At 72.1% G+C, this 24857-nt stretch carries 22 protein-coding genes; 12 read left to right on the top strand and 10 right to left on the bottom strand.

The window, feature by feature from the left end:
* Positions 1-140 precede the first annotated feature (140 nt).
* Entirely contained in the window at positions 141-485 is a 345-nt protein-coding gene (locus Nocox_RS31625) for a hypothetical protein (protein WP_020544551.1), read from the bottom strand.
* A 196-nt stretch (positions 486-681) separates the two neighbouring features.
* Here Nocox_RS31625 and Nocox_RS31620 point away from each other — a divergent pair, with 196 nt between their 5' ends.
* Complete coding sequence (locus tag Nocox_RS31620) at positions 682-1239, top strand: DUF1707 and DUF4870 domain-containing protein (protein WP_246649622.1); 558 nt, start codon at positions 682-684, stop codon at positions 1237-1239.
* Positions 1240-1267: 28 nt separating this feature from the next.
* Here Nocox_RS31620 and Nocox_RS43810 read toward each other — a convergent pair whose 3' ends face one another.
* The 3 genes from Nocox_RS43810 to Nocox_RS31605 form a co-directional block, all read right to left on the bottom strand.
* Positions 1268-1999, bottom strand: coding sequence for a septal ring lytic transglycosylase RlpA family protein (locus tag Nocox_RS43810; protein ID WP_026214615.1), 732 nt, complete (start codon positions 1997-1999; stop codon positions 1268-1270).
* 488 nt (positions 2000-2487) lie between these two features.
* The gene (locus Nocox_RS31610; RefSeq protein WP_020544555.1) at positions 2488-4011 is read right to left on the bottom strand and encodes an ATP-dependent DNA ligase; all 1524 of its coding nucleotides are present in this window, start codon (positions 4009-4011) and stop codon (positions 2488-2490) included.
* A 95-nt stretch (positions 4012-4106) separates the two neighbouring features.
* Positions 4107-4481: an FKBP-type peptidyl-prolyl cis-trans isomerase gene (locus Nocox_RS31605; protein WP_020544556.1), complete on the bottom strand. Its 375-nt coding sequence runs from the start codon at positions 4479-4481 to the stop codon at positions 4107-4109.
* A gap of 77 nt (positions 4482-4558) precedes the next feature.
* Between Nocox_RS31605 and Nocox_RS31600 the strand changes: the two genes are divergently transcribed.
* Positions 4559-5320 (top strand): SDR family NAD(P)-dependent oxidoreductase, encoded by a 762-nt coding sequence (locus tag Nocox_RS31600; protein ID WP_020544557.1) that lies wholly within the window; start codon positions 4559-4561, stop codon positions 5318-5320.
* Positions 5321-5335: 15 nt separating this feature from the next.
* Here Nocox_RS31600 and Nocox_RS31595 read toward each other — a convergent pair whose 3' ends face one another.
* Complete coding sequence (locus tag Nocox_RS31595) at positions 5336-6775, bottom strand: GuaB1 family IMP dehydrogenase-related protein (RefSeq protein ID WP_026214616.1); 1440 nt, start codon at positions 6773-6775, stop codon at positions 5336-5338.
* A gap of 99 nt (positions 6776-6874) precedes the next feature.
* Between Nocox_RS31595 and Nocox_RS31590 the strand changes: the two genes are divergently transcribed.
* Complete coding sequence (locus Nocox_RS31590; RefSeq protein WP_020544559.1) at positions 6875-7327, top strand: GyrI-like domain-containing protein; 453 nt, start codon at positions 6875-6877, stop codon at positions 7325-7327.
* A gap of 42 nt (positions 7328-7369) precedes the next feature.
* On the opposite strand, the gene Nocox_RS31585 is transcribed toward Nocox_RS31590, so the two are convergent.
* Positions 7370-8491 carry a CaiB/BaiF CoA transferase family protein gene (locus tag Nocox_RS31585; protein ID WP_026214617.1) on the bottom strand — a complete coding sequence of 374 codons (1122 nt, stop codon included), beginning with the start codon at positions 8489-8491 and terminating at the stop codon, positions 7370-7372.
* Between the two features lie 118 nt (positions 8492-8609).
* On the opposite strand from Nocox_RS31585, the gene Nocox_RS31580 reads away from it, so the two are divergent.
* From Nocox_RS31580 to Nocox_RS31565, 4 genes are all read left to right on the top strand, one after another.
* Entirely contained in the window at positions 8610-10154 is a 1545-nt protein-coding gene (locus Nocox_RS31580) for a serine/threonine-protein kinase (protein ID WP_084685742.1), read from the top strand.
* Entirely contained in the window at positions 10151-11134 is a 984-nt protein-coding gene (locus Nocox_RS31575; protein WP_020544561.1) for an NAD(P)-dependent oxidoreductase, read from the top strand. Before Nocox_RS31580 ends, Nocox_RS31575 begins: the two co-directional genes overlap by 4 nt.
* A gap of 131 nt (positions 11135-11265) precedes the next feature.
* The gene (locus Nocox_RS31570; RefSeq protein WP_020544562.1) at positions 11266-12615 is read left to right on the top strand and encodes an FAD-binding oxidoreductase; all 1350 of its coding nucleotides are present in this window, start codon (positions 11266-11268) and stop codon (positions 12613-12615) included.
* Positions 12616-12619: 4 nt separating this feature from the next.
* Positions 12620-13879: an SAM-dependent methyltransferase gene (locus tag Nocox_RS31565; protein WP_020544563.1), complete on the top strand. Its 1260-nt coding sequence runs from the start codon at positions 12620-12622 to the stop codon at positions 13877-13879.
* Between the two features lie 15 nt (positions 13880-13894).
* On the opposite strand, the gene Nocox_RS31560 is transcribed toward Nocox_RS31565, so the two are convergent.
* Positions 13895-14824, bottom strand: a complete 930-nt coding sequence (locus Nocox_RS31560) for a zinc-binding dehydrogenase (RefSeq protein WP_020544564.1) — start codon at positions 14822-14824, stop codon at positions 13895-13897.
* Between the two features lie 100 nt (positions 14825-14924).
* On the opposite strand from Nocox_RS31560, the gene Nocox_RS31555 reads away from it, so the two are divergent.
* Positions 14925-15566 (top strand): TetR/AcrR family transcriptional regulator, encoded by a 642-nt coding sequence (locus Nocox_RS31555; protein WP_020544565.1) that lies wholly within the window; start codon positions 14925-14927, stop codon positions 15564-15566.
* Between the two features lie 87 nt (positions 15567-15653).
* On the opposite strand, the gene Nocox_RS31550 is transcribed toward Nocox_RS31555, so the two are convergent.
* Positions 15654-17189, bottom strand: a complete 1536-nt coding sequence (locus Nocox_RS31550) for a long-chain-fatty-acid--CoA ligase (protein WP_020544566.1) — start codon at positions 17187-17189, stop codon at positions 15654-15656.
* A 147-nt stretch (positions 17190-17336) separates the two neighbouring features.
* Here Nocox_RS31550 and Nocox_RS31545 point away from each other — a divergent pair, with 147 nt between their 5' ends.
* Genes Nocox_RS31545 through Nocox_RS31535 form a run of 3 tightly spaced genes read left to right on the top strand, consistent with a single transcriptional unit; the run spans position 17337 to position 21069 of the window.
* On the top strand, positions 17337-18881 hold the full coding sequence (locus Nocox_RS31545; RefSeq protein ID WP_020544567.1) for a GMC family oxidoreductase: 1545 nt from the start codon (positions 17337-17339) through the stop codon (positions 18879-18881).
* Between the two features lie 59 nt (positions 18882-18940).
* The gene (locus tag Nocox_RS31540; RefSeq protein WP_020544568.1) at positions 18941-20194 is read left to right on the top strand and encodes a cytochrome P450; all 1254 of its coding nucleotides are present in this window, start codon (positions 18941-18943) and stop codon (positions 20192-20194) included.
* Positions 20195-20229: 35 nt separating this feature from the next.
* Positions 20230-21069 carry an alpha/beta fold hydrolase gene (locus Nocox_RS31535; RefSeq protein WP_020544569.1) on the top strand — a complete coding sequence of 280 codons (840 nt, stop codon included), beginning with the start codon at positions 20230-20232 and terminating at the stop codon, positions 21067-21069.
* Positions 21070-21075: 6 nt separating this feature from the next.
* Here the strand turns inward: Nocox_RS31535 and Nocox_RS31530 are convergent, their stop codons facing one another.
* Positions 21076-21360: a hypothetical protein gene (locus Nocox_RS31530; RefSeq protein WP_020544570.1), complete on the bottom strand. Its 285-nt coding sequence runs from the start codon at positions 21358-21360 to the stop codon at positions 21076-21078.
* A gap of 413 nt (positions 21361-21773) precedes the next feature.
* Here Nocox_RS31530 and Nocox_RS31525 point away from each other — a divergent pair, with 413 nt between their 5' ends.
* Entirely contained in the window at positions 21774-23015 is a 1242-nt protein-coding gene (locus Nocox_RS31525) for a cytochrome P450 (protein ID WP_219495525.1), read from the top strand.
* On the opposite strand, the gene Nocox_RS31520 is transcribed toward Nocox_RS31525, so the two are convergent.
* Positions 23012-24835: a hypothetical protein gene (locus Nocox_RS31520; RefSeq protein WP_157383184.1), complete on the bottom strand. Its 1824-nt coding sequence runs from the start codon at positions 24833-24835 to the stop codon at positions 23012-23014. The genes Nocox_RS31525 and Nocox_RS31520 overlap by 4 nt on opposite strands.
* Positions 24836-24857: the final 22 nt, after the last annotated feature.

The following is a 24857-nucleotide window of genomic DNA, read 5'->3' as shown; positions in this document are numbered from 1 at the left end:
ACCGGAGGGGAGTGACCGGAGGGGAGCGACTGGCGGCGAGCAACCAGAAGGGAGTGGCTGGCGGCGAGCAACCGGAGGCGAGCAACCGGAGGCGAGCAACCAGAAGGGAGTGGCTGGCGGCGAGCAACCAGGGGGGATGACTAGAGGGAGCCTTCTTCGCGGCGGCGCCGTTCGTTGAATGCCCTCATCCGGGGCGGATATCCGGTGAGCTGGACGTCGTACACCGGCAGGGCCAGGTCGCGGGCGACCTTGTGAATCACCGCGGGAGCCCCGACCCGGCGCCTGGTCCACTCGCCGTCGTCGGCGACGGCCACGGCGGTCGTGTCAGTGGCGAACGTTTCCGGCTCGACGTAGAACTCGACGCCGCGCCGGGAACGGGCGAATGCGATCAGCGCCTCGATGTCGGCGTCTGTCGCTTCACGGTCGAACTTGGCGACCTTCGGGCCGCGCCATCGACGAAGGCCATACCGGTCTCGCCATCTCATAGGTCCTTTTTATATCGTCTGGCGCTTTCGCGCGTAAGGGAAATGATCTTTTCAAGGGGTGATCTCGGGGACAGCTCCGGGTTTCTCCTGATGGCCTCCGGCCGCTCGGCGACGCAGTATGGAAGACATCACCGATTACCGAAGGAGAGGCATGGCGACTATGGCGGGGGTACCGACAACCCCCGGGCCGGGAGAGGTGCCGCCAGCTCACCTGCGCGTCACCCACCAGGACCGGGAGCATGTGGTCGAGCACGTCAAGGCGGCGTACGCGGAGGGCCGGTTCGACAAGCTCGAATTCGACGACCGGCTTGAGCGGGCGATGACGGCGCGCACCCACGGCGACCTGATGCCCATCATGACCGAGCTGTACGGCACGCAGGCGGTGCCGCGGCTCGCTCCGCGACCGGCCCCGGCCTGTCCCTCGCGGCCGGCGGGGGCCGTGGAGGGCAACGAACGCCTCGGCGCCGCGGCCGGCCACCTGCTCCTGGCCCTGGGCTTCCCGATCGTCGGCCCGCTCATCCTGCTGCTCGCCGCCGGGAAGACGTCGCCCTACATCCGGCGGCACGCGGTGGAGGCGCTCAACTTCCAGCTGACGGTGGTCGGGGCGACGATCCTGCTCCCGTTCACGATCATCGGCGTGGTGCTGCTGCCCGTGATCTGGGTGGCGGCGTTCGTCCTCTCGATCGTCGCGGGCGTCAACTCCCTGACCGAGGGCGACTACCGCTACCCGCTGACCGTCCGCCTGGTCAAATAGCCGGAGCCCGCTCCGGCGGCCAACGGGGTCAGCGGGCCAGGACCTGATAGCGCACGCGCATGACGCCGGCGTTCGTGTTGCCGATGGCGGAGAAGGCGGCGGCGGACAGATCGAGACAGCGGCCGCCGATGTACGGGCCGCGGTCGTTGATGCGTACGGTGACCGACTCGCCGTTGTTCGGGTTGATCACCCGGACCTTGCTGCCCAGGGGGAGGGTCTTGTGGGCGGCCGTCATGGCGGACGGGTCGAAGCGCTCGCCGCTGGCGGTCATCTGGGGCTCGTCGTAGTACGAGGCGCCGCAGGTGCCGGAGGAGATGACCTTCGCCTTGCGCTTCTTGGCCACGGGCTTGGCCGGCTCGGCGTCGGCGGAGGACCGGGCGGTCTTGCTGCCGGCCTCGCTCGCCGTCGTAGCCTGCGGCGACGCTCCGTCTGTCGTCGTGCCCTGTGCCGAGGCGCCTTCTGAAGTCGTGGCCTGTGGGGCGGGGGTCGTGGGGTTCGGGTGGGAGGCGGCCGGCGGCTCCGGAGCCGGGGGGAGGGGCTTCGGGCTCGACTGGCGGCCCGCCTCGTTCGCGGTCTTCGCCGAGGGTGTGCCGCTCTTGGCGGCGGACTTGGCGGCGGTCACCGTGCGCTTGGAGGAGTCGTCGTTGGCGAGTGCCGCGTACGCGGAGGCCGAGGCGGTGGCGATGACGGCGGCACCCGCTGCGACGGCGGTCCAGCGGCGCTTGCCGGCGAGGAACGGTTTGTTGGAGTGCTGGCCCAAGGTAAACCACGGTCCTGGCTAGGGGATAGGGGAGGGAAAGGCCGGGCCGGGCGGGGGTGGGGGCGTACGGTGGCCGTTTCCGTCGGCGCGGCGGGGGATGCCGCGCGGTGAGGACGAACATACGGGACAAACAGCTAGTAAAGACAACATAATATGAGATCTAGTGACATATCTCACTTTGATCTCAAGATCGCATCAGCTGCCATTGATCTCTTCATTGCGCAGAAATGCCGATCGCTGCGCCTTGATCGCAAAAAGAGGGCTTGATCAGGGCGAACAGGCTGCTGTCCCTGATGAGGAAAAGGCCGCTGCGGTGAAACTCCAGGCCCGAGTCAGGGTCCCGGGAAAGAGCAAACGAGAAGATCGGGCGAGAAGAGCGAAAGGGTCCTCGAAGGCCCCGGCCGCCGGTGCGGGCAAGCCAGCCGCCCAGGGCCCGGCGACAAGACCCGGGCCCCGGCGGGAGGCTCAGGGGGTGCGGTGCGCGGAGGTCAGATCATGAGGGAGCGGACCGTGTCCACGGTGTCGGCGTCCTCCACGCGCTTGTCCGGCCGGTAGCGCAGCACCCGCGCGAACCGCAGCGCCATCCCGCCCGGGTAGCGGGGCGAGCGCTGCACTCCGTCGAAGGCGATCTCCACGACCAGCTCGGGGCGGAGCCGCACCGTCCAGTCGTCCGTCGGTCCCTCGGCCAGCTCCAGGAAGCGTTCGGTCTGCCAGGACAGCAGCTCGTCCGTCAGGCCCTTGAACGTCTTGCCGAGCATCACGAACCCGCCCTCCGGGTCGCGCGCCCCCAGGTGCAGGTTGGACAGCTTGCCCTCGCGCCGGCCGTGGCCCCACTCGGCGGCCAGCACCACCAGGTCGAGCGTGTGCCGCGGTTTGACCTTGATCCAGCCCGCGCCGCGCCGCCCGGCCGCGTACGGCGACGACAGCGCCTTCACCACCAGGCCCTCGTGCCCGGCCTTGACCACGTCGGTGAAGAACCGCTCGGCCTCCGCCACGTCGCCCGTCACCAGGCGCGGCGTCAGCAGGGTCGGCGGGACGGTGCGGGAGAGCGCTTCCTGGCGTTCGGCGTAGGGGAGGTCGAGGAGGTCGTCGCCGCCGGCGCGCAGCGCGTCGAAGAAGAACACGCTGAGCGGGGTCTGCTCGCGCAACCGCTCGACGTTGAGCTTGCTGGAGACCCGCGCGGCGGTCACCTGGAACGGGTGCGGGCGGCCGTCCGGACGCAGCGCGATCACCTCGCCGTCGAGCACCAGGTCGTCCGACGGCATCGCCAGCACGGCCTCGACCAGCTCGGGAACCTGCGCGGTGATGTCGTCGAGGGTGCGGGTGAAGACCCGGACCTCCTCGCCGGACCGGTGGGCCTGCACCCGGATGCCGTCGAGCTTCCACTCCAGCGCCGCGGGCGCGCCCGCCTTGTCCAGGGCGGCGGCGACGTTGGGGACGCTGCCGGCCAGCATGGGGGAGACCGGCCGCCCGACCTCCAGCCGGAAGGCGCGCAGCGCCTCCACGCCGCCGCTCAGCGCGGCCGCGCCGACCGCGGGCAGCCAGCCGCGCAGCGTCAGCGCCCGCCGGACATCGGCGGACGGGGCCCCGGACGCCTTGGCGACCGCCTCGATCATGACGCCGTCGAGCGCGCCCTGCCGCAGCTCGCCGTGGAGCAGGCGGCGGACGAACTGCTGCTCCTGGCTGGTCAGCCCGGCGAACAGCTCGCTCACCAGCGCCTTGCGGGCCGCCTGGGAGCCGGGGCCCGACACGGCCTTGATCCTGGTCAGCAGCGCGTCGACCGTGGTCAGGGTGGCGGTGGCGACGAGCTTGGGCGGCGGGATGTCCTCCAGGGTGCGCCAGCCGACGCCTACCTGGCGCTGGGGCAGCTCGCCCGACAGGTAGGAGATCGCGATCTCCGCCTCGTCGGGGCCGACCCTGCCCAGCAGCTCCGCCAGATGCGCGATCTTGCCCAGTCGGGCGGACGTGCGCGTCACCGCCTCGGAAACTCGGACCACGTCGATCAGAAGCACACGCCTATCGTGCCTCACGCGGCCGACATTCCCTACCTACCGGGCACCCACCGGCCGGCCGTCATCAGGGCAGGCCGGCCGGTGGAAGCGCGGGACTACCTGACGCCGAGCAGGTCGACGACGAAGATGAGGGTCTCGTTCGGCTTGATGGCGGCGCCGGCGCCGCGGCTGCCGTAGCCCAGGTGCGGCGGGATGACGAGCTTGCGCCGCCCGCCGACCTTCATCCCGGCGACGCCCTGATCCCAGCCCGCGATGACGCGCCCGCCGCCGAGGGGGAACTCGAAGGCGTCCCCCCGGTTCCAGGACGCGTCGAACTCCTCTCCCGTGGAGAAGGCCACGCCGACGTAGTGGACGCGGACGTTGTGGCCGGGCTTGGCCTCGGGGCCGTCGCCCTCGACCAGGTCGACGATCTCAAGGTCCTGGGGCGGGTTGCCCTCGGGGAAGTCGATCTCGGGCTTCTCGAGTGCCACGAAAGTGCTCCTGTCGGCGACTTGACGTTGTGATTCGGACCCGACGACTCTATGCGCTCGGGATATCGTCTGCGTTCATGGCGGCTCTGAGTCCCGACGCGATCCTGCTCACCGGCCGCGTGGCCGTCGTCACCGGCGGAGCGCGAGGCATCGGGCTGGCCGTCGCCGAGACCTTCGCCGCGTTCGGCGCGCACGTGGCCGTCTGCGACCGGGACAAGCCGCCGTTCGGGGAGCCGGCCATGACGCTCGACGTGCGCGACCCGGTGGCGGCGGAGGTGTTCGCCCGCGCGGTGGGCGAGCGCTGGGGGCGGGTGGACGTGCTGGTCAACAACGCGGGCGGCACCTTCCACGCCCCGTTCGAGAGCCTGTCGCCGCGCGGCGAGCGTACGCTGATCGAGGAGAACTTCACCCAGCTCACCGCCATGATCCGCAGGCTGCTGCCGCTGATGGCGCCGGGCTCGTCGATCATCAACGTGACGTCGAGCGAGGCGCACCAGGCGGCGCCGGGTTTCGCCGTGTACGCGGCCATGAAGGCGGCCGTGGAGAGCCTGACCCGGTCGCTGGCGCTGGAGCTGGCGCCGCGCGGCGTCCGGGTCAACGCCATCGCGCCCGACGCCCTGCCCACCGAGGGCGAGGAGGGCGTGCGCGAGCGTATGCTCGCCGACGGCTCCCTCCCCTACGAGCCCGTACGCCTCCCGCCCCTCGGCCGCCTCGGCGATCCGGTGGAGGCGGCGGGGGCGGCGGTGTTCCTGGCCGGCGACCTGGCCAGGTTCGTCACGGGCACGACGGTGCACGTCGACGGCGGCATCCACGCGGCCGGCGGCTGGCGCCGCACCTGACCCCCAGGGTACGGCTCACCAGCTCGTGTGCAGCGGCATGCCCTCCGCGTACCCGGACGAGCTCTGCAGGCCCACCACGGCCCGCTCGTGGAACTCCTCCAGCGTCGAGGCCCCCGCGTACGTGCACGACGACCGCAGCCCGGCCACGATCGCGTCGATCTGGTCCTCCACGCTGGGCCGCTTCGGGTCCAGGTACATCCTGGACGTGGAGATGCCCTCCTCGAACAGCGCCTTCCTGGCCCGCTCGAACGCCGAGTCCTCGGCCGTCCGCAGCCGCACCGCCCGCGCCGAGGCCATGCCGAAGTTCTCCTTGTACTTGCGGCCGTCGGCGTCCACGTGGGTGTCGCCGGGCGACTCGTACGTCCCCGCGAACCACGACCCGACCATCACGTTGGACGCCCCGGCGGCGAGGGCGAGCGCCACGTCGCGCGGGTGGCGCACGCCGCCGTCGGCCCACACGTGCCGGCCCAGGCGGCGGGCCTCGGCGGCGCACTCCAGCACGGCGGAGAACTGGGGCCGTCCCACGCCGGTCATCATCCGGGTGGTGCACATCGCGCCCGGCCCCACGCCGACCTTGAGGATGTCGGCCCCGGCCTCGACGAGGTCGCGCACGCCGGAGGCGGTCACCACGTTCCCCGCCGCGACGGGCACCCCGGGGCCGAGCGCCCGCACGGCCCGCAGCGCCGAGATCATCTTGTCCTGGTGGCCGTGCGCGGTGTCCACGACGAGGCAGTCGATGCCGGCCTCCAGCAGCTCCTTCGCCTTGGCGGCCACGTCGCCGTTGACGCCGACGGCGGCGGCGACGCGCAGCCGTCCCCGGTCGTCCACGGCGGGCTGGTAGAGGGTGGCGCGCAGGGCGCCGGTACGGGTGAGGATGCCCACCAGACGGCCGTCGCCGTCCACGATGGGCGCGAGGCGGTGCCGGCCGTCGTGCAGCCGGTCGAACGCCTCCCGGGGGGCGAGCCCGGCGGGCAGCGTCAGCAGCTCGCTGGACATGACGTGGGAGAGCTGCGTGAACATGTCCACGCCCTGGCAGTCGGCCTCTGTGACGACGCCGACCGGCCGGTTGTCCCAGTCCACCACGATGACCGCGCCGTGCGCCCGCTTGGGCAGCAGGTGCAGCGCCTCGCCGACGGTCTCGTGCGGGGTGAGCGTGAGCGGCGTGTCGTGGACGAGGTCGCGGCCCTTCACCCATGCGACGACGTTCGCGACGACGTCCAGGGGGATGTCCTGCGGGATGACGACGATGCCGCCGCGCCGGGCCACGGTCTCGGCCATGCGGCGGCCGGCGACCGCGGTCATGTTCGCCACCACGAGGGGGATGGTCGTGCCCGTGCCGTCGCTGGTGGACAGGTCGACCGCGAGCCGGGATCCGACGGCGGAACGCGACGGGACCATGAACACGTCGCTGTAGGTCAGGTCGTGCCGCGGCTGGACATCATTGAGAAATTTCACGTTCATCCATCTTATGTCGTGAGTGCTCCACCACGGAGTTTGCCCGTTCGCGGGGGCCTTATGATCGGCCCGAACACATTTGCCAGGGGGAGGGGGCTCGTGAACGTCACCGAGCGGGCGGAGCTGACGGTGGTCGGCTGGGTCGTACGCACCAGCAACGCCGACGAGATGGACCCGGCACGCGCCAGACTGCCCGCCCTGTGGCAGCGCGCGGGCGCGCCGGGGGTCTTCGCGCACGTGCCGGGGCGGATCGACGAGAACCTCTACGCGGTGCTGACCGACTACGAGAACGACCACAAGGGGGCCTTCACCGAGATCGTCGGCGTCGGGGTGCGCATCGCGCCGCGGCTGCCCGAGGGCATGGTGGCCGTGCGCGTGCCGGCCGGTCAGGCGCTGCTGGTCGAGGCCAGGGGGCAGCTTCCGCAGGCGCTGACGGAGGCGTGGCAGCGGGTGTGGCAGCACACCGAGTCCGGCGGGGTGCCGCCGCGCGCGTTCACGACGGACGTCGAGGTGCACCACCCCGACGGCGTCGACCTCTACCTCGCGATCTGAAGAAGATCCGCGGCTCCGGCCGGGCCGGCGCCGCGCCGGCGATCACCCGAGGATCCCCCGCTCGCGCAGCCGGTCCGCCTCCTCCCGCGTGAGGCCCCAGCCGGACAGGTCCGTCAGGCGGGTGGCGGGGGACAGGTCCTGGGCGGGCACGCCCAGCAGGCGCGGCGCGGGCCGGGGCTGGACGAGCCCGCCGACCTCGGTGAAGGAGTCGCGGGCGACGTTGTGCGGGTGGGCGGCGGCCTCGGACATGGACAGCACGGGCGACACGCACGCGTCCGAGCCGTCGAACACCTTCTCCCACTCGGCCCGGGTGCGCTTCCTGAACTCCTCGGCGAGCCGGGCCCGCAGCGCCGGCCACTGCGCCCGGTCGTCGCGGTCGGGCAGGTCGGTCAGGCCCATGAGCTCGACCATGGCCTTCCAGAACTGCGGCTCCAGCGACCCCACCGCCAGGTACTCGCCGTCGGCGGTCTCGTACGTGTCGTACTGGGGGGCGCCGGTGTCGAGCAGGTTCGTGCCACGCGGCCCCCAGAAGCCGCTCTGCACGCCCTGGTAGAACATCGCGAACAGGATCGACGCGCCGTCCACCATGGCGGCGTCGATCACCCGGCCCTTGCCGGTGCGCTCCCGCTCGAACAGCGCCAGCAGCACGCCGTAGGCGAGCATGAGGCCGCCGCCGGCGAAGTCGCCGAGGATGTTGATCGGCGGGGTGGGCTTGCCGCCCTCGCGCCCGAGCATCGACAGCACGCCGGAGATCGCGATGTAGTCGATGTCGTGGCCGGCCGTGGAGGCGAGCGGCCCGTCCTGGCCCCAGCCGGTCATCCGGCCGTAGATCAGCCGGTCGTTGACGGCGTGCAGGTCGTCGGGGCCGATGCCGAGCCGCTCCGCGACGCCGGGCCGGAACACCTCGATCACCACGTCGGCGTGCCGCGCCAGCTCCTTGAACGCGGCCACGCCCTCGGGCGACTTCAGATCCAGCCCGATCGAGTGCTTGCCCCGGTCCATCACGTCGGTGCGCGGCCGGTCGGAGACGGCCTTGACCCGGTCCACCCGCAGCACCTCGGCCCCGTGGTCGGCCAGCATCATCCCCGCGAAGGGCCCCGGGGCCAGCCCGGCGAGCTCCAGCACGCGCACACCGGCCAGCGGGCCGCGACGTCCATCAGTCATAGGCACAGTAGAACAACATTCGGTCATCTGGTGCAAGCAGGCTTCGCGAGCTTCCCTCGCACGCCCATCAGGTATGGGAAACTTGCCCACTGTTCGTGGTGGTCTACAGGGGACGGACATGGTATCGGATAGCAACCGGCTCATCGCCAGGCGCTACGAGTTAGTGCGCGAGCTGGGCCGCGGGGGGATGGGCGTGGTCTGGGAAGGCCGGGACACGCTGCTGAACCGTCAGGTGGCCATCAAGGAAGTCGTCCTGCCCGACGGGCTGCCGGCGGGCGACAGGGAACGTCAGCTCATGCGCACGGTCCGTGAGGCCCGCACCGCCGCCAAGCTCAACCATCCCGGCGTCGTCGCCGTCTACGACGTCGTCGAGGAGGGCGGCCGGCCCTGGATCGTCATGGAGCTGCTGAGCTGCCCCACGGTCGAGCAGGTCGTGCTCAGCACCGGCGCGCTGCCGATCCGCGAGGCCGCCGACGTCGGCCGCCAGGTGCTGTCGGCGCTGCGCGCCGCGCACGAGGCCGGCATCCTGCACCGCGACGTCAAACCGAGCAACATCCTCATGACCGACGACGGCCGCGCGGTGCTCACCGACTTCGGCATCGCCACGGTCGAGGGCGACGCCTCGCTCACCCGCACCGGCATGGTCACGGGCTCGCCCAGCTTCCTCGCCCCCGAACGGGTGCGCGCCGACGCCGCCGGGCCGGCCTCCGACCTGTGGTCGCTCGGCGCGACGCTGTACGCCTGCATGGTGGGCCGCTCGCCGTTCGAGCGGGGCGAGGCCATGGCCACGCTCAACGCCCTGCTCAACGAGGAGCCCGACTACCGGCGCATCCCGCCCGCCATGCACCCGGTGCTCCGCGGCCTGCTGCAGAAGGAGCCGGAGAACCGGCTGGGCGCCGAGGAGGCCGACCGGCTGCTGGCCGAGCTCGCCGCCGCCTCCCGCCCCGCCTACGACGACGGCGACGAGCCCCGGCGCGGGCGCGGCGGCCGGGGCCGGGCCCTGCTCGCGGCGGCCACGGTCGCCGTCGTGGTGATCGGCGCGGGCGCGTTCGGCTACTTCAGGTTCGCCACGCCCGCCGAGGGGGCGCCGCGCGCCAGCACCGCGGCCGCCGCCGCGACCGCCCCGCTCACCCCCGTCGCGACGCCCGGCACGCCCACGCCCAGCGCGAGCCCGACGGCCACGCCGCGCGTCACGCGGGCGGCGGCGCCGCTCGTACGCGCCTGGCGGTCGCCCGACGGCTGGACCGTCCTGCGGCCCTACGGCTGGCGGGGGGCGCGGCGGGAGGCGTACACGGAGTGGACGCGCCGCGACGGCAACGCCCACTTCGGCGTGCAGGCCGTCTACAGCAACACCGACCCCGCCGAGCTGATGATCACCACCCGCGACGAGCTGCGGCAGAGCGCCGAGGACGTCGTCACCCGCGGCCGGCGCACGGTCGACCACCAGGGCGTCAGGGCGCTGGAGTGGGAGCTCACCTACGCGGCGGGCGCCGAGGGCGGCGCGCCCTGGGTCACGCCCGGCGCCCGCTACCGCGAGCTGCGCAGGGCCGTCGTCGTCGGCGACACGGCCTACGTCCTGTCCTGGACCGTCGCCGAGGGCCAGTGGGCCCGCAGCCAGCGGCTGATGCGGCAGGTGATCAACAGCTTTACGGTGGGGGCATGAGCCCCTGGACCCTGCTCGCCCTGCCGCCGCTGCCCGAGGCGTTCATCCACCGCCTGCTCGCCCCGCTCGGCGACCGGGTGGACGTGCGGGTGCCGGCCGCCCGCGACCGTGACGCCCTCCTGGCGGCGCTGCCGGACGCCGAGATCGTGCTCGGCGACTGGACGGGCACGCTCGTCCTCGACGGGGCCGCCGTCGCCGCCGCGCCCCGGCTGGCCTTCGTCCAGCAGCCCTCGGTCGGCGTGGACGGCCACGACCTCGGCGCGCTGACGGCGGCCGGCGTGCCGCTGGCCAACACGCCCGGCGTCAGCGCCGTCGCCGTGTCCGAATGGTGCCTCGCCGCCGCCCTGGCGCTGGCGCGCCGGCTCGTCGCGGGCGACGCCGCGGTCCGGGCCGGGGAGTGGCCGCAGCAGAGCCTGCGGCCGTACGAGCTGCGCGGGCGCAGCGTCGGCGTCGTCGGCCACGGCCCGATCGGCGTGGCCTGCGCCGAGTTGTTCCGCGGGCTCGGCTGCGAGGTCCGCTTCTGGACCCGCACCCCCCGCGAGGACCCCGCCTACCAGGACCTCGGCGAACTCCTGGCGGGCAGCGACGTCGTGGTCGTCGTCATCGCGCTGTCGGAGGAGACCACGCGCCTCGTCGACCCGGCCAGGATGAAGCCCGGCGCGCTGCTCGTCAACGCCGCCCGCGGCGAGGTCGTCGACCAGGCGGCGCTGGTGCGGGCGCTGCGCGCGGGCCACCTGGCCGGGGCCGCGCTGGACGTCTTCGAGACCGAGCCGCCGCCGCCCGGCGACCCCCTGCGCGAACTGCCGAACGTGCTGCTCAGCCCCCATGTCGCGGGCGTCACCCTGGAGGCGAGCGGCCGGCTGCTGACCGCCGTCGTGGACAACCTCCTCGCCGCCGTCGAAGGCCGCGAGGTGACCGGTGTGGTGAACGGGCTTCCGGCCACGGTCAGGAGGAAGTTTCCCGACATGACTACCCGATAACCGATTCACTTGGCACGATAAACAGTTTTCGTGTCTTTAACGACCCCGGTCTGGTCCGAGCCGCTAGCGGGAGATACCGTGCTGACGGACGATCTCTACCAGCTCCAGGGGGTGCTTTGGTGACGACGACGATGTCGACACACCGACGGGCAGTAGAGCAGATCAGGCAGTCGTACGCGGAGATCCCCGGCGGCGCCGCGCCCCGCCTGGCCAAGTCGACGTCGAACCTCTTCAGGTTCCGCGACTCCGGCCGTACCGCGAAGCTGTCGGCACGCGACCTGGACGAGGTCATCAGCGTGGACCCCGAGACCATGACGGCCGAGGTCCAGGGCATGACCACCTACGAGCACCTCGTCGAGGCGACCCTGCCGCACGGCCTCATGCCGTACGTGGTGCCTCAGCTCAAGACCATCACGCTCGGCGGCGCGGTCACCGGCCTCGGCATCGAGTCGACGAGCTTCAGGGACGGCCTGCCCCACGAGTCGGTCGAGGAGCTGGAGATCCTCACCGGCGACGGCCGGGTGATCGTGGCGCGCGACGACAACGAGCACCGCGAGCTGTTCCGCGCCTTCCCCAACTCCTACGGCACGCTCGGCTACGCCCTGCGCATCAGGATCAGGCTGCGCAAGGTCCAGCCGTACGTGCGTCTCACCCATGTCAGGTTCACCGACGCCGCCAAGTGCATGCTCGCGATGCAGGAGATCTGCGAGAGCATGGTCCACGACGGCGAGCGGGTCGACTTCGTGGACGGCGTCTTCTTCGACCCCGGCGAGATGTACATCACCCTCGGCCGCTTCGCCGAGCGCGCGCCCTACGTCTCCGACTACACCGGCATGCGCATCTACTACCAGTCGATCAGGCAGCGCAACCGCGACTGGCTGACCATCCACGACTACCTGTGGCGCTGGGACACCGACTGGTTCTGGTGCTCGCGCGCCTTCGGCGTGCAGCAGCCCGTGGTCCGCTCGCTCATGCCGCGCCGCTGGATGCGCTCCGACGTCTACCGCCGCCTCGTCGCGCTCGACCGCAGATACGGCGTGACCGCCCGCGTCGACCGCTGGCGCGACCAGCCGGTCCAGGAGTCGGTCATCCAGGACGTCGAGACGCCCGTCGAGCGCGGCGCGGAGTTCCTGGAGTTCTTCCACGACAAGGTGGGCATGACCCCGGTGTGGATGTGCCCGCTCCGGGCCGGCTCGCGCTGGCCGCTCTATCCGCTGGAGCCGGGACGGCTGTATGTCAACTTCGGCTTCTGGGGTATGGTGCCGCTGCCACGGGGACAGTTCGACGGTTACTACAACCGGCTGATCGAGAACGCCGTGCACGATCTCGACGGTCACAAGTCGCTCTACTCGACGTCCTTCTACGGCCCTGAGCAGTTCTGGCAGTTGTACAACGGCGACGCCTACTGGCCGGTCAAGCAGGAATACGACCCGAACGGACGCCTGCTGGACCTGTACGACAAGTGTGTGCGGGGAAGGTGAGTCGATGGCTCTGGCAACCATCTTTGAGAAAATCGTCGGCAAGGACGCCAACATCGCGTTCATGGCCTATGACGGCAGCAAGGCGGGGCCGGACGCGGCCGACCTCGCGCTCGAGGTCAAGTCGCCGATCGCGGTGGCCTACCTGGCGCAGGCCCCGGGGGAACTGGGCCTGGCGCGGGCGTACGTCTCCGGCCACATGGACGTGCACGGCGACATGTACACCCTGCTCGACCGCATGTGGCACATCACCACCAACGACCTGACCCCCGCCGAGAAGGTGGCCGCGGTGCGGGCGCTCGGGGTCAAGCCGCTGCTCATGCGGGTCCCGCCGCCGCCGCAGGAGATACGGCAGAGCACGCTGGCCCGGCTGGGCTCCCGGCACGCCAAGCAGCGCGACGCCGAGGCCATCCACCACCACTACGACGTCTCCAACCGGTTCTACCGGTGGGTGCTCGGGCCGTCGATGGCCTACACCTGCGCCGCCTTCCCCGAGGAGGGCTCCTCGCTGGAGGAGGCGCAGTTCGCCAAGTTCGACCTGGTGGCCCGCAAGCTCGGGCTCAAGGAGGGCATGCGCCTGCTCGACGTCGGCTGCGGCTGGGGCGGCATGGTCATCCACGCCGCCAAGCACTACGGCGTCAAGGCGCTCGGCGTCACGCTGAGCAAGCAGCAGGCGGAGTGGGCGCAGAAGGCCATCGCCGACGAGGGGCTGCAGGACCTCGCCGAGGTCCGCTTCATGGACTACCGCGACGTCCAGGAGACCGGTTTCGACGCGGTCAGCTCCATCGGCCTGACCGAGCACATCGGCAAGGACAACGTGCCGGCGTACTTCGCCTTCCTGTACGGCAAGCTCAAGCCGGGCGGCCGGCTGCTCAACCACTGCATCACCCGCCCGACGGGCAAGGAGAAGACCTTCAACAAGGGCGGCTTCATCAACCGCTACGTCTTCCCCGACGGCGAGCTGGAGTCGGTGGGCTGGCTGATCCGCCAGATGGAGGATCTCGGCTTCGAGATCCACCACGAGGAGAACCTCCGCGAGCACTACGCCAAGACCCTCCGCCACTGGTGCGACAACCTCGACGCCAACTGGGAGGAAGCGGTCCAGGAGGTCGGCATGGGCACCGCCCGCGTCTGGGCGCTCTACATGGCCGGCTGCATCGTCGGCTTCGAACGCAACAAGGTGCAGCTCCACCAGGTGCTGGCGGTCAAGCTGGGCGACGACGGCCGCTCGGGCATGCCGCTGCGCCCGGCCCGCGACTGGCCCTGACCTTCCCGCAGGCGGCTAGGGGGCCGTCCTTCCCGGCGCCGGGGTGACGTCGAGGACGGCCTTTCCCGCCAGGCGGCGGTCGAGCAGGGCGGTGGCGGCCTCGCCGATCCGGTCCCAGGGGCCGCGCCAGCCCACTTCGGGCGACAGCCGGCCCGACGCCACGAAGGCGAGCAGCGTGGCGAGGTCCGGTCCCGGTTCGCTCACGTCGCCGAACGTGCTCATCGTCCGCGCGGGGCCGAGCGCGAACAGCGAGTACGGCGCGAGCACGGCGGGCTCGCCCGAGGCCCAGCCGATGGCCTGGATGTCGCCGCCGGGCGCGAGCAGCGGCCAGGCGGCGGCGAGCTGGGGTCCGCCGACGTTGTCGAGGATCAGGTCCACGGGCTCGCCGACGCCCTCCAGGCCGATCACCACCTGGGCCGCGCCCAGCCCGGTGAGTCCGGCGGCGCGGGCCGGCGAGCCGACGGAGGCGATGACGTGGGCGCCGCCGAGGGCGGCGAGCTGGACCGCGTAGCGGCCGACGCCGCCCGCCGCGCCGGTGACGAGCACGCGGCGGCCGAGGATCGGGCGGGTGCGCAGGGCGCGCAGCGCGGTCAGGCCGGCCATCGGGAGCGCGGCGGCGGCGGCCAGGTCCACGCCGTCAGGGACGGTGGCCACGGCCGTGACGTCCACCGCCATCCGCTGCGCCCACGCTCCCTCCCCGAACGCGGCGACCCGCGTGCCGGCGGCCGGGCCGGTGCCGTCCGTCGCCGCCCGCCGGACGGTCCCGGCCGCGTCGAAGCCGTGGACGGTGCCCGGCGGGCGTCCCGCGGCGCCGATGACCTCGCCGCGGTTGAGCGAGACGTGGTGGACGTCGAGCACGAGCCGGCCGGGGCCGGGCTCCGGCTCGGGCGCGGTGCCGAGGCGCAGGGCGCCGGGAGCGCCGGGGTCGGTGACGAGAGCGCGCATGGTCGAGCTGCCTCCACAGTAAGCGGACCGTCGGTCCGGATGGCTCCGTACGCTAGCATAAGCGGACCGGCGGTCCGCAACAATGAGGGGGAGACGGGACGTGAGGGCAGACGGGCGGGCGGAGCGGATCGACGCCACGCGCGATGGGCCGGAGCGGGCCGAGGGCGCGCGCGACCGGCCGGAGCGTGGGGACGCGGCGCGTAACCGGGTGGCGGTGCTGCGGGCGACGGAGCGGCTGCTGGCGGAGGGCGGCGGCGATCACGTGTCCATCGACCGGGTCGCGGCGCTGGCCGGGGTGGGGAAGGGCACCGTGTTCCGGCGGTTCGGCAGCCGCGCCGGGCTGCTGCAGGCGCTGCTGGAGGAGCGCTCGAAGGAACTGCGGGAGGCGGTGGCCGGCGGCCCGCCGCCGCTCGGCCCCGGCGCGCCGGCCCGCGACCGGCTGCTGGCCTTCCTCGACGGGCTGGGCGCGATCGCCGAGGGCAACGCGATCCTGCTGGCGGCGCACGAGCAGGCGTGCGCCGAGGAGAAGTACGACGACCCCAGCTACCGCTCCTGGCACCGCCACCTCAGCGACCTCGTCGCCGAGGCCCGCCCGGAACTGGACGCGGGCTTCGTGGCGCACGCCCTGCTCGCGGTCTTCGACGGGGCGCTGATCCGGCACGTGACGCCGCCGGAGGACCCGCGCCGGTTCACCCGCTCGGTGCGGAGCCTGGCCCTGGCGCTGCTGGGGGAGGACGGGTGAGGGACGACCGCCACCTCCGCGCCGAGGTGGCGGCCGGCTCATCGGGGAATGTCAGGCGGATCTGCTTCGGGCTCCCGGGACGAAGGGTCAGCGCAGCTCGCGCTTGAGGATCTTGCCGGTGGCCGTCATGGGCAGCGCGTCGCGGAACTCGATGATCCGCGGATACTTGTAGGCCGCCATGTTCTGCTTGCACCAGGCCATGAGCTCGTCCTCGGTGATCGTGGCGCCCGGCGTCCTGATGACGTACGCCTTGATCTCCTCGCCGTGCGACTCGTGCGTCACGCCCACCACGGCGGCCAGCGAGACGGCCTCGTGGGTCATGAGGACCTCTTCGAGCTCGCGCGGGTAGACGTTGAAGCCGCCGCGGATGATCATGTCCTTGGCGCGGTCGATGATGGCGTAGTAGCCGTCGGCGTCGCGGGTGGCGATGTCGCCGGTGCGGAACCAGCCGTCGTGCATGACCTCGGCCGTGGCCTCGGGGCGGCCGTAGTAGCCCTTCATGACGTTGTGGCCGCGGATGGCGATCTCGCCGGGGCCCTCGCCCTCGACCGTCTTCCAGTCGCCGTCCACGAGCTTCATCTCCACGCCCCAGATGGGGGTGCCGATGGTGCCCGGCTTCGCCGGCCGGCCCGGCTGGTTGAAGCTCGCCACCGGCGAGGTCTCCGACAGGCCGTAGCCCTCCAGGATGCCGACGCCGAAGGTCTTCTCGAAGTCCTTCAGCACCTCGACCGGCGAGGACGCGCCGCCCGCGACGGCGATCCGCAGCGTGCCGGGCACCTCGGCGCCCTCGGCGTGGATCTTGGTGAGCATGCCCCAGTACATGGTGGGGACGCCCGCGAAGAACGTCACGCCCTCCCTGCGCATGAGCTCCAGCGCCTCGCCCGGCTCGAAGCGCGGCATGAGCACCACGGTCGCGCCGCGCAGGAAGCCGGTGTTCATGACGGTGGTCTGGCCGAAGGAGTGGAACATCGGCAGCACGCCCAGGTAGACGTCGCCGCCCTCGGTGGCCGGGAACATGCGGTCGCTGACGATGGCGTTCATCAGCATGTTCTGGTGGCTGAGCTCGGCGCCCTTGGGCTGGCCCGTGGTGCCGGAGGTGTAGAGGATGACCGCGGTGTCGTCGGGCGCGGTCTGCACGGTCTCGAACTCGGCCGCCATGCCGCCGAGCGCCGCCCAGAACGACTCGCCGTACTCCGACTCGGTGGCGAGCGGGGTGGCGGGCAGCACGAAGAAGTGCTCGCAGCCCTCGGCGGCCTCGAACCCGGCCTTGCCGCGCTCGCCGAGCGGCAGCTCGGGCGTGCCCTCGAAGCAGAACAGCGCTTTGGCGTCGCTGTCGTCGAGGTGGTAGGCGATCTCACGGGACTGCAGCAGCACGTTGAGCGGCACCACCGTCGCCCCGGCCTTGAGGATGCCGTAGTAGACGAACGGGAAGTACGGCAGGTTGGGGCAGGCCAGCGCGACCTTGTCGCCCTTGCGGATGCCGCGTGACACCAGCAGGTTCGCCACCTGGTTGGCCACGGTGTCGATCATCGAGTACGGCAGTCGCATGTCACCGAAGACGATGGCAGTGCCGTCAGGGTTGTTCCTGGCGCTGTCCTCCAGGACGATCGACAGATTCAGCATGACGCCTTCCTCCTCTAGACCGGCTATCGCGCCATCTTCGCAGCAAGGGCATACCGACCGGTAGGTAACGGAGGTTACAACTGGATATGGACGTCCCCGCCCGCGTGAGCTAAGCAAGTAGTCAATTACTTGCCCCACGGAGGAACCATGGAGTACGACTACGTGATCGTGGGCGCCGGTTCGGCGGGCTGCGTGCTGGCCAACCGGTTGTCGGCCGATCCGGGCGTGTCTGTGGCCCTGGTCGAGGCGGGCGGCCAGGACGACAAGCTGGAGATCCGCATGCCCGCGGGTTTCGCCAAGCTCTTCAAGACCGACTACGACTGGAACTACACGACGGCCAAGCAGGACGAGCTGTCCGGCCGCGAGCTCTACTGGCCGCGCGGGCGGGTCATCGGCGGCTCGTCCTCGCTCAACGCCCAGATGTGGGTGCGCGGCTGCGCGCGCGACTACGACCAGTGGGAGGTGCCCGGCTGGTCCTACGCGGACGTGCTGCCGTACTTCACCAAGGCCGAGCACCGGGTCGGCAGCAACGCCGGCGACGTCTACGGCACCGACGGCCCGCTGCACATCTCCGAGCTGCGCAGCCCCAACGTCACCACGGCCGCGTTCCTGCGCGCCTGCGAGGAGCTGGGCTACCAGCGGCTGCGGGAGCTGAACGGCCCCTCCAACGAGGGCTACTGCCCGACCCCCGTCACCCAGTACCGCGGCCGGCGCTGGAGCTCGGCCGACGCCTACCTGCGCCCGGCGATCAAGCGGCCCAACCTGACCGTGGTCACCGGGGCGACCGTCGAGCGGGTGCTGTTCGACGGCCGCCGCGCGGTGGGGGTCGAGCACGGCGGCGGCGCGCGGCTCACGGCGCGGCGCGAGGTCGTCCTGGCCGCGGGCGCGATCGGCTCGCCGCACCTGCTCATGCGCTCGGGCGTGGGCGCCGCCGCCGAGCTGCGCGAGGCGGGCGTCGAGGTCGTGCACGACCTGCCCGAGGTCGGCAGGAACCTCCAGGACCACCTCGCCTCCGGCGTGTACGTCACCTGCCCCCAGCCGGTCACGCTCCACAAGGCCGAGTTCGTCGGCAACCTGCTGCGTTACCTCGTGCTGCGCTCCGGCATGCTCACCACGAACGTCGGCGAGGCGGTCGCCTTCCTGCGCACCTCGCCGGAGGAGCCCGCGCCGGACATCGAGCTGGTCTTCGCGCCGGTGCCGTTCGTGGAGCACGGTCTCGGCCCGAAGACCGGGCACGGCCTGACCGTGGGCGTGGTGCTGCTGCAGCCGGAGAGCCGCGGCCGGATCACGCTGAACGGCCGCGACCCGGTGATCGACCCCGCCTACCTGAGCGCGGAGGCCGACGTGCGGCGGCTGGTCGCCGGGCTGAAGGCGGCCAGGCAGGTGTTCGCGACCTCGGCGATGCGGCCGTACGCGGGCGGGCCCATGGAGCCCTACCGGGGGCAGGAGAGCGACGAGGAGCTGGCCCAGTGGGTGCGCGAGCGCGCCGAGACCCTCTACCACCCGGCCGGCACCTGCCGGATGGGCGTCGACGAGGGCTCGGTCGTGGACCCGTCGCTGCGCGTGCGCGGCGTCGAGGGCCTGCGCGTCGTGGACGCGTCGGTCATGCCGACGCTCAACCGCGGCCACACGCACGCCCCCGCCATCATGATCGGCGAGAAGGGGGCGGATCTCATCCTCGGAGGGGCCTGAGCCTCGGGCGGAGTGAGCCGCCCTTGACGTAAGTGGTCACTTGCACAATCGTGGAAGGCATGACGCTGTCCACCGACGTCGACCTGTCGCACATCCCCTTCTGGGCGCTGCCGCAGGCCGAGCGCATGGATGCCTTCCGGCGGCTGCGCGCGCTCGATCACCCGGTGTTCGTGCGCGAGCAGGCCGTGCCGTTCATCGGCGGCGGACCGGGCTACTACGCCCTCGTCCGCCACGCCGACGTGACCGAGGCCAGCAGGAACGCGGCCGTCTTCAGCAGCGAGCCGTGCTCCAACAGCATCCCGGACATGCCGCGCTGGCTCAGCGTGTACTTCGGGTCGATGATCAACATGGACGATCCGCGGCACGCCAGGCTGCGGCGGATCGTCTCCCGCGCCTTCACCCCGCGCATCCTCGCCAAGATGGAGGAGGACCTCGCGCGGGCCGCCGCCGAGATCGTGGACCGGGCGGTCGAGGAGGGGCCGGGCGACTTCGTCACCCAGATCGCGGCACGGCTCCCGGTCCGCGTCATCTGCGACATGATGGGCATCCCCGCCCAGTACCACGACATGGTGCTGCGGCGCACCAACGTCATCCTCGGCAACGCCGACCCCGAGTACACCGGCCTGTCGCCCGACTTCGGCCGCGTCAACGTGGCCCGCGGCCTGGCCAAGCTGCTGCACGCCGGCTACTCGCTCAACCGCCTGGCCGCCCGCCTCGGCGACGAGCGGCGCAAGCGGCCCACGGGCGACCTCGTCAGCCTGCTGGTCAACGGCGAGGAACGGCTGTCGTCGCAGGAGCTGGGCTCGTTCTTCATCCTGCTGGTGGTGGCCGGCAGCGAGACCACCAGGAACGCCATCGCCTACGGGCTGAAACTGCTCACCGACCATCCCGAGCAGCGCGAGCTGCTCCTGGCGAACTTCGACGCGCACATCGTGGCCGCCTGCGACGAGATCGTCCGCTACGCCACCCCGGTCATCCAGTTCCGCCGCACGCTCACCCGCGACCACGAGATGAACGGGACGGCGTACAAGAAGGGCGACAAGGTGCTGCTCTTCTACAACTCCGCGAACCGGGACGAGACCGTCTTCGACCACCCCGACAGGTTCGACATCACCCGCGACCCCAACCCGCACGTCGGCTTCGGCGGCCCCGGCCCGCACTACTGCCTGGGCGCCCACCTGGCGCGCAGGGAGATGACGGTGATGTTCCGCGAGCTGTTCACCCGGCTGCCGGGCATCCGCGCGGCGGGGGAGCCGGACTTCCTGCTGTCCAACTTCATCAACGGCGTCAAACACCTGCGCTACACCGTCTGACCGCCCTTCCGGGGCGAGTGCTAGGTTTCGCAACCATGGAGATCAGGACTGTCCACGCCAACGGGCTGGAGTTCGCGTGTCTGACCCTGGGTGAGGGTCCGCTCGCGCTGTGCCTGCACGGATTCCCCGACACCGCGCACACCTGGCGCCACCTGATGCCGGCGCTCGCCGAGCGCGGCTACCGGGCGGTCGCGCCGTTCCTGCGCGGCTACGCGCCCACCGAGATCCCGGCCGACGGGGCGTACGAGGAGGCGGCGCTGGTCGCCGACGTCCGCGCGCTGCACGAGGAGCTCGGCGGCGGCCCGGACGCCGTCGTCATCGGGCACGACTGGGGCGCCTTCCCCGTCTACCAGTGCGCCGACCGCTTCCGCCGGGCCGTCGCGCTGGCGGTGCCGCCGCCGGGCGCGCTGGCCGGGGCCTTCTTCGACTACGAGCAGCTCCGGCGCTCGTTCTACATCTTCCTCTTCCAGACCCCGCTCGCCGAGACCGCCGCGGCGGCCCCCGGCTTCCTCGACGGCCTCTGGCGCGACTGGTCCCCGGGGTACGACGCGACGCAGGACCTCGCCTTCGTCCGCCGCAGCCTGCTCGACGACCCGGCCAATCTCGCGGCCGCGATCGGCTACTACCGCGCCATGCTCGGCACCACCCCGCCCTCGGGCCGCTACCCGGCGCCGGAGCCGGTGACGCGCGGGCCCGTGCTCTACCTGCACGGCGCCCAGGACGGCTGCCTGGGCGCCGGGCTGGTCAAGGACGCCGCCGAGCAGCTGCCCGACGGCTCGCGTACCGAGGTGGTGGCGGACGCGGGCCACTTCCTGCACCTGGAGCGGCCGGACGAGGTCAACCGGCTGATCCTCGACTGGCTCGGGCCCGCCTGATCCTCCCTACGCCTTCCTGAGCGTCGTGCCCGCGCCGCAGCAGGGGTCCAGCACCGTCCCCACCCCGGCCGCCGCCGTGCCCGCCCCGGCGAGCCCGGCGAGCTCTCCCATGGCGGCGGCCGGCGGCGGGTGCAGGGTGCCCCGGACGGAGGCCGTCTTGTACGCGCGCCGGTGCAACGGCCGCGGGGCCGGCCGTACCGCGATCACCGCGCGCTCGTCCTCGATCGTGACCCGCCAGGCGGTCGCCCCGCCGGGCGGCCGCGCCCCGCCGCGCCGCGAGTGGTACGGCACCCGCGCCGGCCGCGGCCGGCAGCACGTCGTCGGCCGTCCGCAGCGCGGGCAGCCCCTCCGTGCCGGTGGTCTCGAACCAGACCTCGCGATGGCGCATCCCGCGGATCACGCCCGCGCCGGAACGCCGGATCTCCGTGGCCACCAGGGGCTCGATGCCGTGCACCGCCCTGGCCACGGCAAAAGTATGCGCGTGTCCTTCTCCCACGTCGCGACCAGGGACGGCGCTGATTCAGCCGTCCCGCATCGCCGGCGGTGGGTGCTCCGCGACCCGCCGGCGGATCGCTAGCCGAGGGCGAAGAAGAACGCGTACGTGGCGCTCATTCTAGCCACAGGATGAGGCTCGGAGTGATCACGTACGTACGGTGTACGTAAGAACCATTGACGTAAGTGCCTGCTTTTCGAATGATTGCCTCATGAGCGTCCTCGACTTCGACCTGTCGGACCGCGACTTCTGGGCCAGGCCCATGGAGGAGCGCGAGCAGGCCTTCGACCGTCTGCGTGCCCGCGAGACCCCCGCGTTCTTCGAGGAGATGGACGTCGGCATCGCCCCCAAGGGCCCCGGCTACCACGCGCTGGTCAAGCACGCCGACATCCTGGAGGCCAGCCGCAACCCGGAGGTCTTCTGCTCGGGTGACGGCGGCGCGACCAACATCCCCGACATGCCGGCCGAGTTCACCGAGTACTTCGGCTCGATGATCAACATGGACGACCCGCGCCACGCGCGGCTGCGCAGGATCGTCTCGCGGGCGTTCACGCCGAAGATGATCAAGCAGTTCGAGGCGGACGTCGACGCGGCGGCCACCGCCATCGTGGACGACCTGCTCGCCAAGGGCCCCGGCGTCGACTTCGTCACCGAGGTGGCCGCCCGGCTCCCCCTGAAGATCATCTGCGACATGATGGGCATCCCCGAGCGGGACTACACGTTCGTCTTCGACCGCTCGAACATCATCCTCGGCGGCTTCGACCCCGAGTACACCGGCGGCGACCTCGACCAGATCGCCACCCGCCTGCTCACCGCCGGCATGGAGCTCCAGCAGCTCGTCCAGGACCTCGCCGCCCACCGCACCGAGAACCCGACGGGCGACCTCACCTCGTCACTGGTCAACGCCAACATCGACGGCGAGCGGCTGACCATGCAGGAGCTGGGCTCGTTCTTCATCCTGCTCGTCGTGGCGGGCAACGAGACCACCCGCAACGCCATCTCCCACGGCCTCCACCTGCTCACCAGGAACCCCGGCGAGCGGGCCCGCTGGCTGGAGGACCTCGACGGCCGGGCCCCCGCCGCCGTCGAGGAGATCGTCCGGCTGGCCTCGCCGGTCAACTTCATGCGCCGCAAGGTCACCCGCGACTTCGAGATGAACGGCAACCTCTACCGCAAGGGCGAGAAGGCCGTCCTGTTCTACTGGGCCGCCAACCGGGACGAGGCGGTGTTCGAGGACCCGTACCGCTTCGACATCACCCGGCACCCCAACCCGCACGTCGGCTTCGGCGGGCCCGGGCCCCACTTCTGCCTCGGCGCGCACCTGGCCCGGCGCGAGATCACGGTGATGTTCCGTGAGCTGCTGCGCCGGGTGCCCCAGATCGAGGGCGGCGAGCCGGACCGGCTGCACTCCTCCTTCATCAACGGCATCAAGCACATGGAGTGCCGCTTCTAGCCCAGTCTGAGCTGGTTCATCACGACGCGGATGTCGGGCAGGAGCTGCTTGCTCTCGGCCGGGATCGACACGAAGACGATGGCGGGCACGCTGCCGCCGGTGTTGACCGCCATCGTCACGATCGTCGCCTTGTCGGTGCCCGACGTCAGCGAGTACGCGATCAGCCGCCCGCTCTGGTCGCCCACCTTGATCGCCTGCTGGGCGACCTTGCGGACCTTGTTGTCCGACGGGAAGAACCGCTTCCTGGCGTCCAGCACGACCTGCTTGATCACCGGCTCCAGGTCGTCCTTGTCGTAGTACGACGCCAGCCGCTCCGGCAGCGCCCCCGACATGACCATGGCCGCCTTGTCCTCCGTCACGGGGACGAACTGGCGGGTGGCGTAGCCGTAGGTCCCCTTGACCGTCGCGCGCTGGTCGAGCTGCCAGGTGCCGCCGAGACGCGGGACGGAGATGCCGGCCTCCTGGTCGGGCACCCGGCCGATCACCGGCGACGCCTTGCCGGAGTACTTCGGCAGCGGGCCGATCGAGTTTCCGGCCTTGGTCGCGCTCGCCTTCTGCGAGGCCGTGGGCCCGGCGGCGGCCGTGCTCGCCGCGTCCTCACCGGCCAGCGGCCCCGCCAGGAACGCCCACAACAGCGCGGCCACCAGCGCGATCGCCACCGAGCCGCCGAGGGCGTAGATCCAGATCGGCTTGCCCTCGTCGTCGTCGTCCAGCGGGTCCCGCTCGCCCATCGCCTGGTAGTTGTCGCCGAAGACGGTGTCCCAGAGCTCCTGCTGGCGCTCGGGCGGCGGGGTGCGCGAGCCGCTGATCTGGCCCGCGGTCACGAACCTGTGCTCCGGGTCCGAGGGGTCGCGGCTCAGGTTGGAGCCGGGGCGGGGGCCCTGCTGGGGCGGCTGCCCGTGCTCGCCGGGACCCGGCGGGGCGCCGATGTGGGTCTCGCCCTGGCGGCCGTAGGTGATCGTGCGCTCCTCGGGCGCCTGCGGCGGCGGGCCGTGCGGCCCGGACGGGCCCTCGTGCGGCAGGGTTCCGGCGGGCGCGGCGGCGGCCTGGCCGAACGAGGCCGGGGCCGACGCGGCGTCGTACGGGCGCTGCTCGGGCGCCTCGGCGGGCTCCGGCGCGCGGGGCGGCCAGGGCGCCGGCGTGGACAGGTTGGCCCACGCGCCGGCGGAGGGCGTCGGCGGCTGCTGCCAGGCGGGCACCGGATCGGGCACCCGGTGGGCCCCCGCGTCGAACGCCGGGTCCTGCATCCGGTTGGGACCGGAGTTCATGGCCGGGTCCTGCATCCGGTTGGGGCCGGAGCCCATCGCCTGGTCGGGATGGGAGCCGAGCAGGGGGTCGGGCCCGGGGGGCCGGCCGTTGCCGCGCTCGCCGGCCCACGCCGGGGCGCCGCCGTCCTTGCGCGGCGGCTCGGGCCAGCCGGAGTCCTGGCGGGGCGGCTCCGGCCAGGACGGGCCGGGGTCCTGGGCGCCGTAGGACCGCGCGGCGTCCGCGCGGCGGCTCTCGCCGGCCGCGCCGTTCCCCGGGCCGCTCCCGTTGGCGCCGCCGCCGTAACCCGCGCCGTTGGCGGGGCCGCGGGACGTGCGGGGCGGCTCGGGCCAGGAGCTCTCGGGGCGCGGCGGTTCCGGCCAGGCCGGGTCGTGACCGGCGGGCCGCGGCGACTCGGGCCACGACATGGGCACCTCGGACGCGGCGGGCGTGCCGGCCCAGGAGGGGGAGGAGTCGTGCTCGGAGGGCGTGCTGGCCCACGAGGGGGGTTGCTCCCTGCGGGGCGCATCCGGCCAGGACGGGGGCAGGTGTGGTCCGGAGTTATCCGTTGCCATGTCTGCCGGTCCTCCCGAAGTT

Origin of the sequence: Nonomuraea coxensis DSM 45129 (genome assembly GCF_019397265.1) — a bacterium.
Classification (GTDB): Bacteria; Actinomycetota; Actinomycetes; order Streptosporangiales; family Streptosporangiaceae; genus Nonomuraea; species Nonomuraea coxensis.
Note: the sequence above shows the minus strand (reverse complement) of the source record. Positions and strands in the feature narration are given on the sequence as shown.

Excerpts from the sequence above, each read along its gene's own strand:
- Nocox_RS31625 (WP_020544551.1), bottom strand. The coding sequence starts at position 485 with ATGAGATGGCGAGACCGGTATGGCCTTCGTCGATGGCGCGGCCCGAAG.
- Nocox_RS31600 (WP_020544557.1), top strand. The coding sequence starts at position 4,559 with ATGGCGGCTCTGAGTCCCGACGCGATCCTGCTCACCGGCCGCGTGGCC.
- Nocox_RS31585 (WP_026214617.1), bottom strand. The coding sequence starts at position 8,491 with ATGACTGATGGACGTCGCGGCCCGCTGGCCGGTGTGCGCGTGCTGGAG.
- Nocox_RS31580 (WP_084685742.1), top strand. The coding sequence starts at position 8,610 with ATGGTATCGGATAGCAACCGGCTCATCGCCAGGCGCTACGAGTTAGTG.
- Nocox_RS31575 (WP_020544561.1), top strand. The coding sequence starts at position 10,151 with ATGAGCCCCTGGACCCTGCTCGCCCTGCCGCCGCTGCCCGAGGCGTTC.
- Nocox_RS31570 (WP_020544562.1), top strand. The coding sequence starts at position 11,266 with ATGTCGACACACCGACGGGCAGTAGAGCAGATCAGGCAGTCGTACGCG.
- Nocox_RS31565 (WP_020544563.1), top strand. The coding sequence starts at position 12,620 with ATGGCTCTGGCAACCATCTTTGAGAAAATCGTCGGCAAGGACGCCAAC.
- Nocox_RS31560 (WP_020544564.1), bottom strand. The coding sequence starts at position 14,824 with ATGCGCGCTCTCGTCACCGACCCCGGCGCTCCCGGCGCCCTGCGCCTC.
- Nocox_RS31550 (WP_020544566.1), bottom strand. The coding sequence starts at position 17,189 with ATGCTGAATCTGTCGATCGTCCTGGAGGACAGCGCCAGGAACAACCCT.
- Nocox_RS31545 (WP_020544567.1), top strand. The coding sequence starts at position 17,337 with ATGGAGTACGACTACGTGATCGTGGGCGCCGGTTCGGCGGGCTGCGTG.
- Nocox_RS31540 (WP_020544568.1), top strand. The coding sequence starts at position 18,941 with ATGACGCTGTCCACCGACGTCGACCTGTCGCACATCCCCTTCTGGGCG.
- Nocox_RS31535 (WP_020544569.1), top strand. The coding sequence starts at position 20,230 with ATGGAGATCAGGACTGTCCACGCCAACGGGCTGGAGTTCGCGTGTCTG.
- Nocox_RS31525 (WP_219495525.1), top strand. The coding sequence starts at position 21,774 with ATGAGCGTCCTCGACTTCGACCTGTCGGACCGCGACTTCTGGGCCAGG.
- Nocox_RS31520 (WP_157383184.1), bottom strand. The coding sequence starts at position 24,835 with ATGGCAACGGATAACTCCGGACCACACCTGCCCCCGTCCTGGCCGGAT.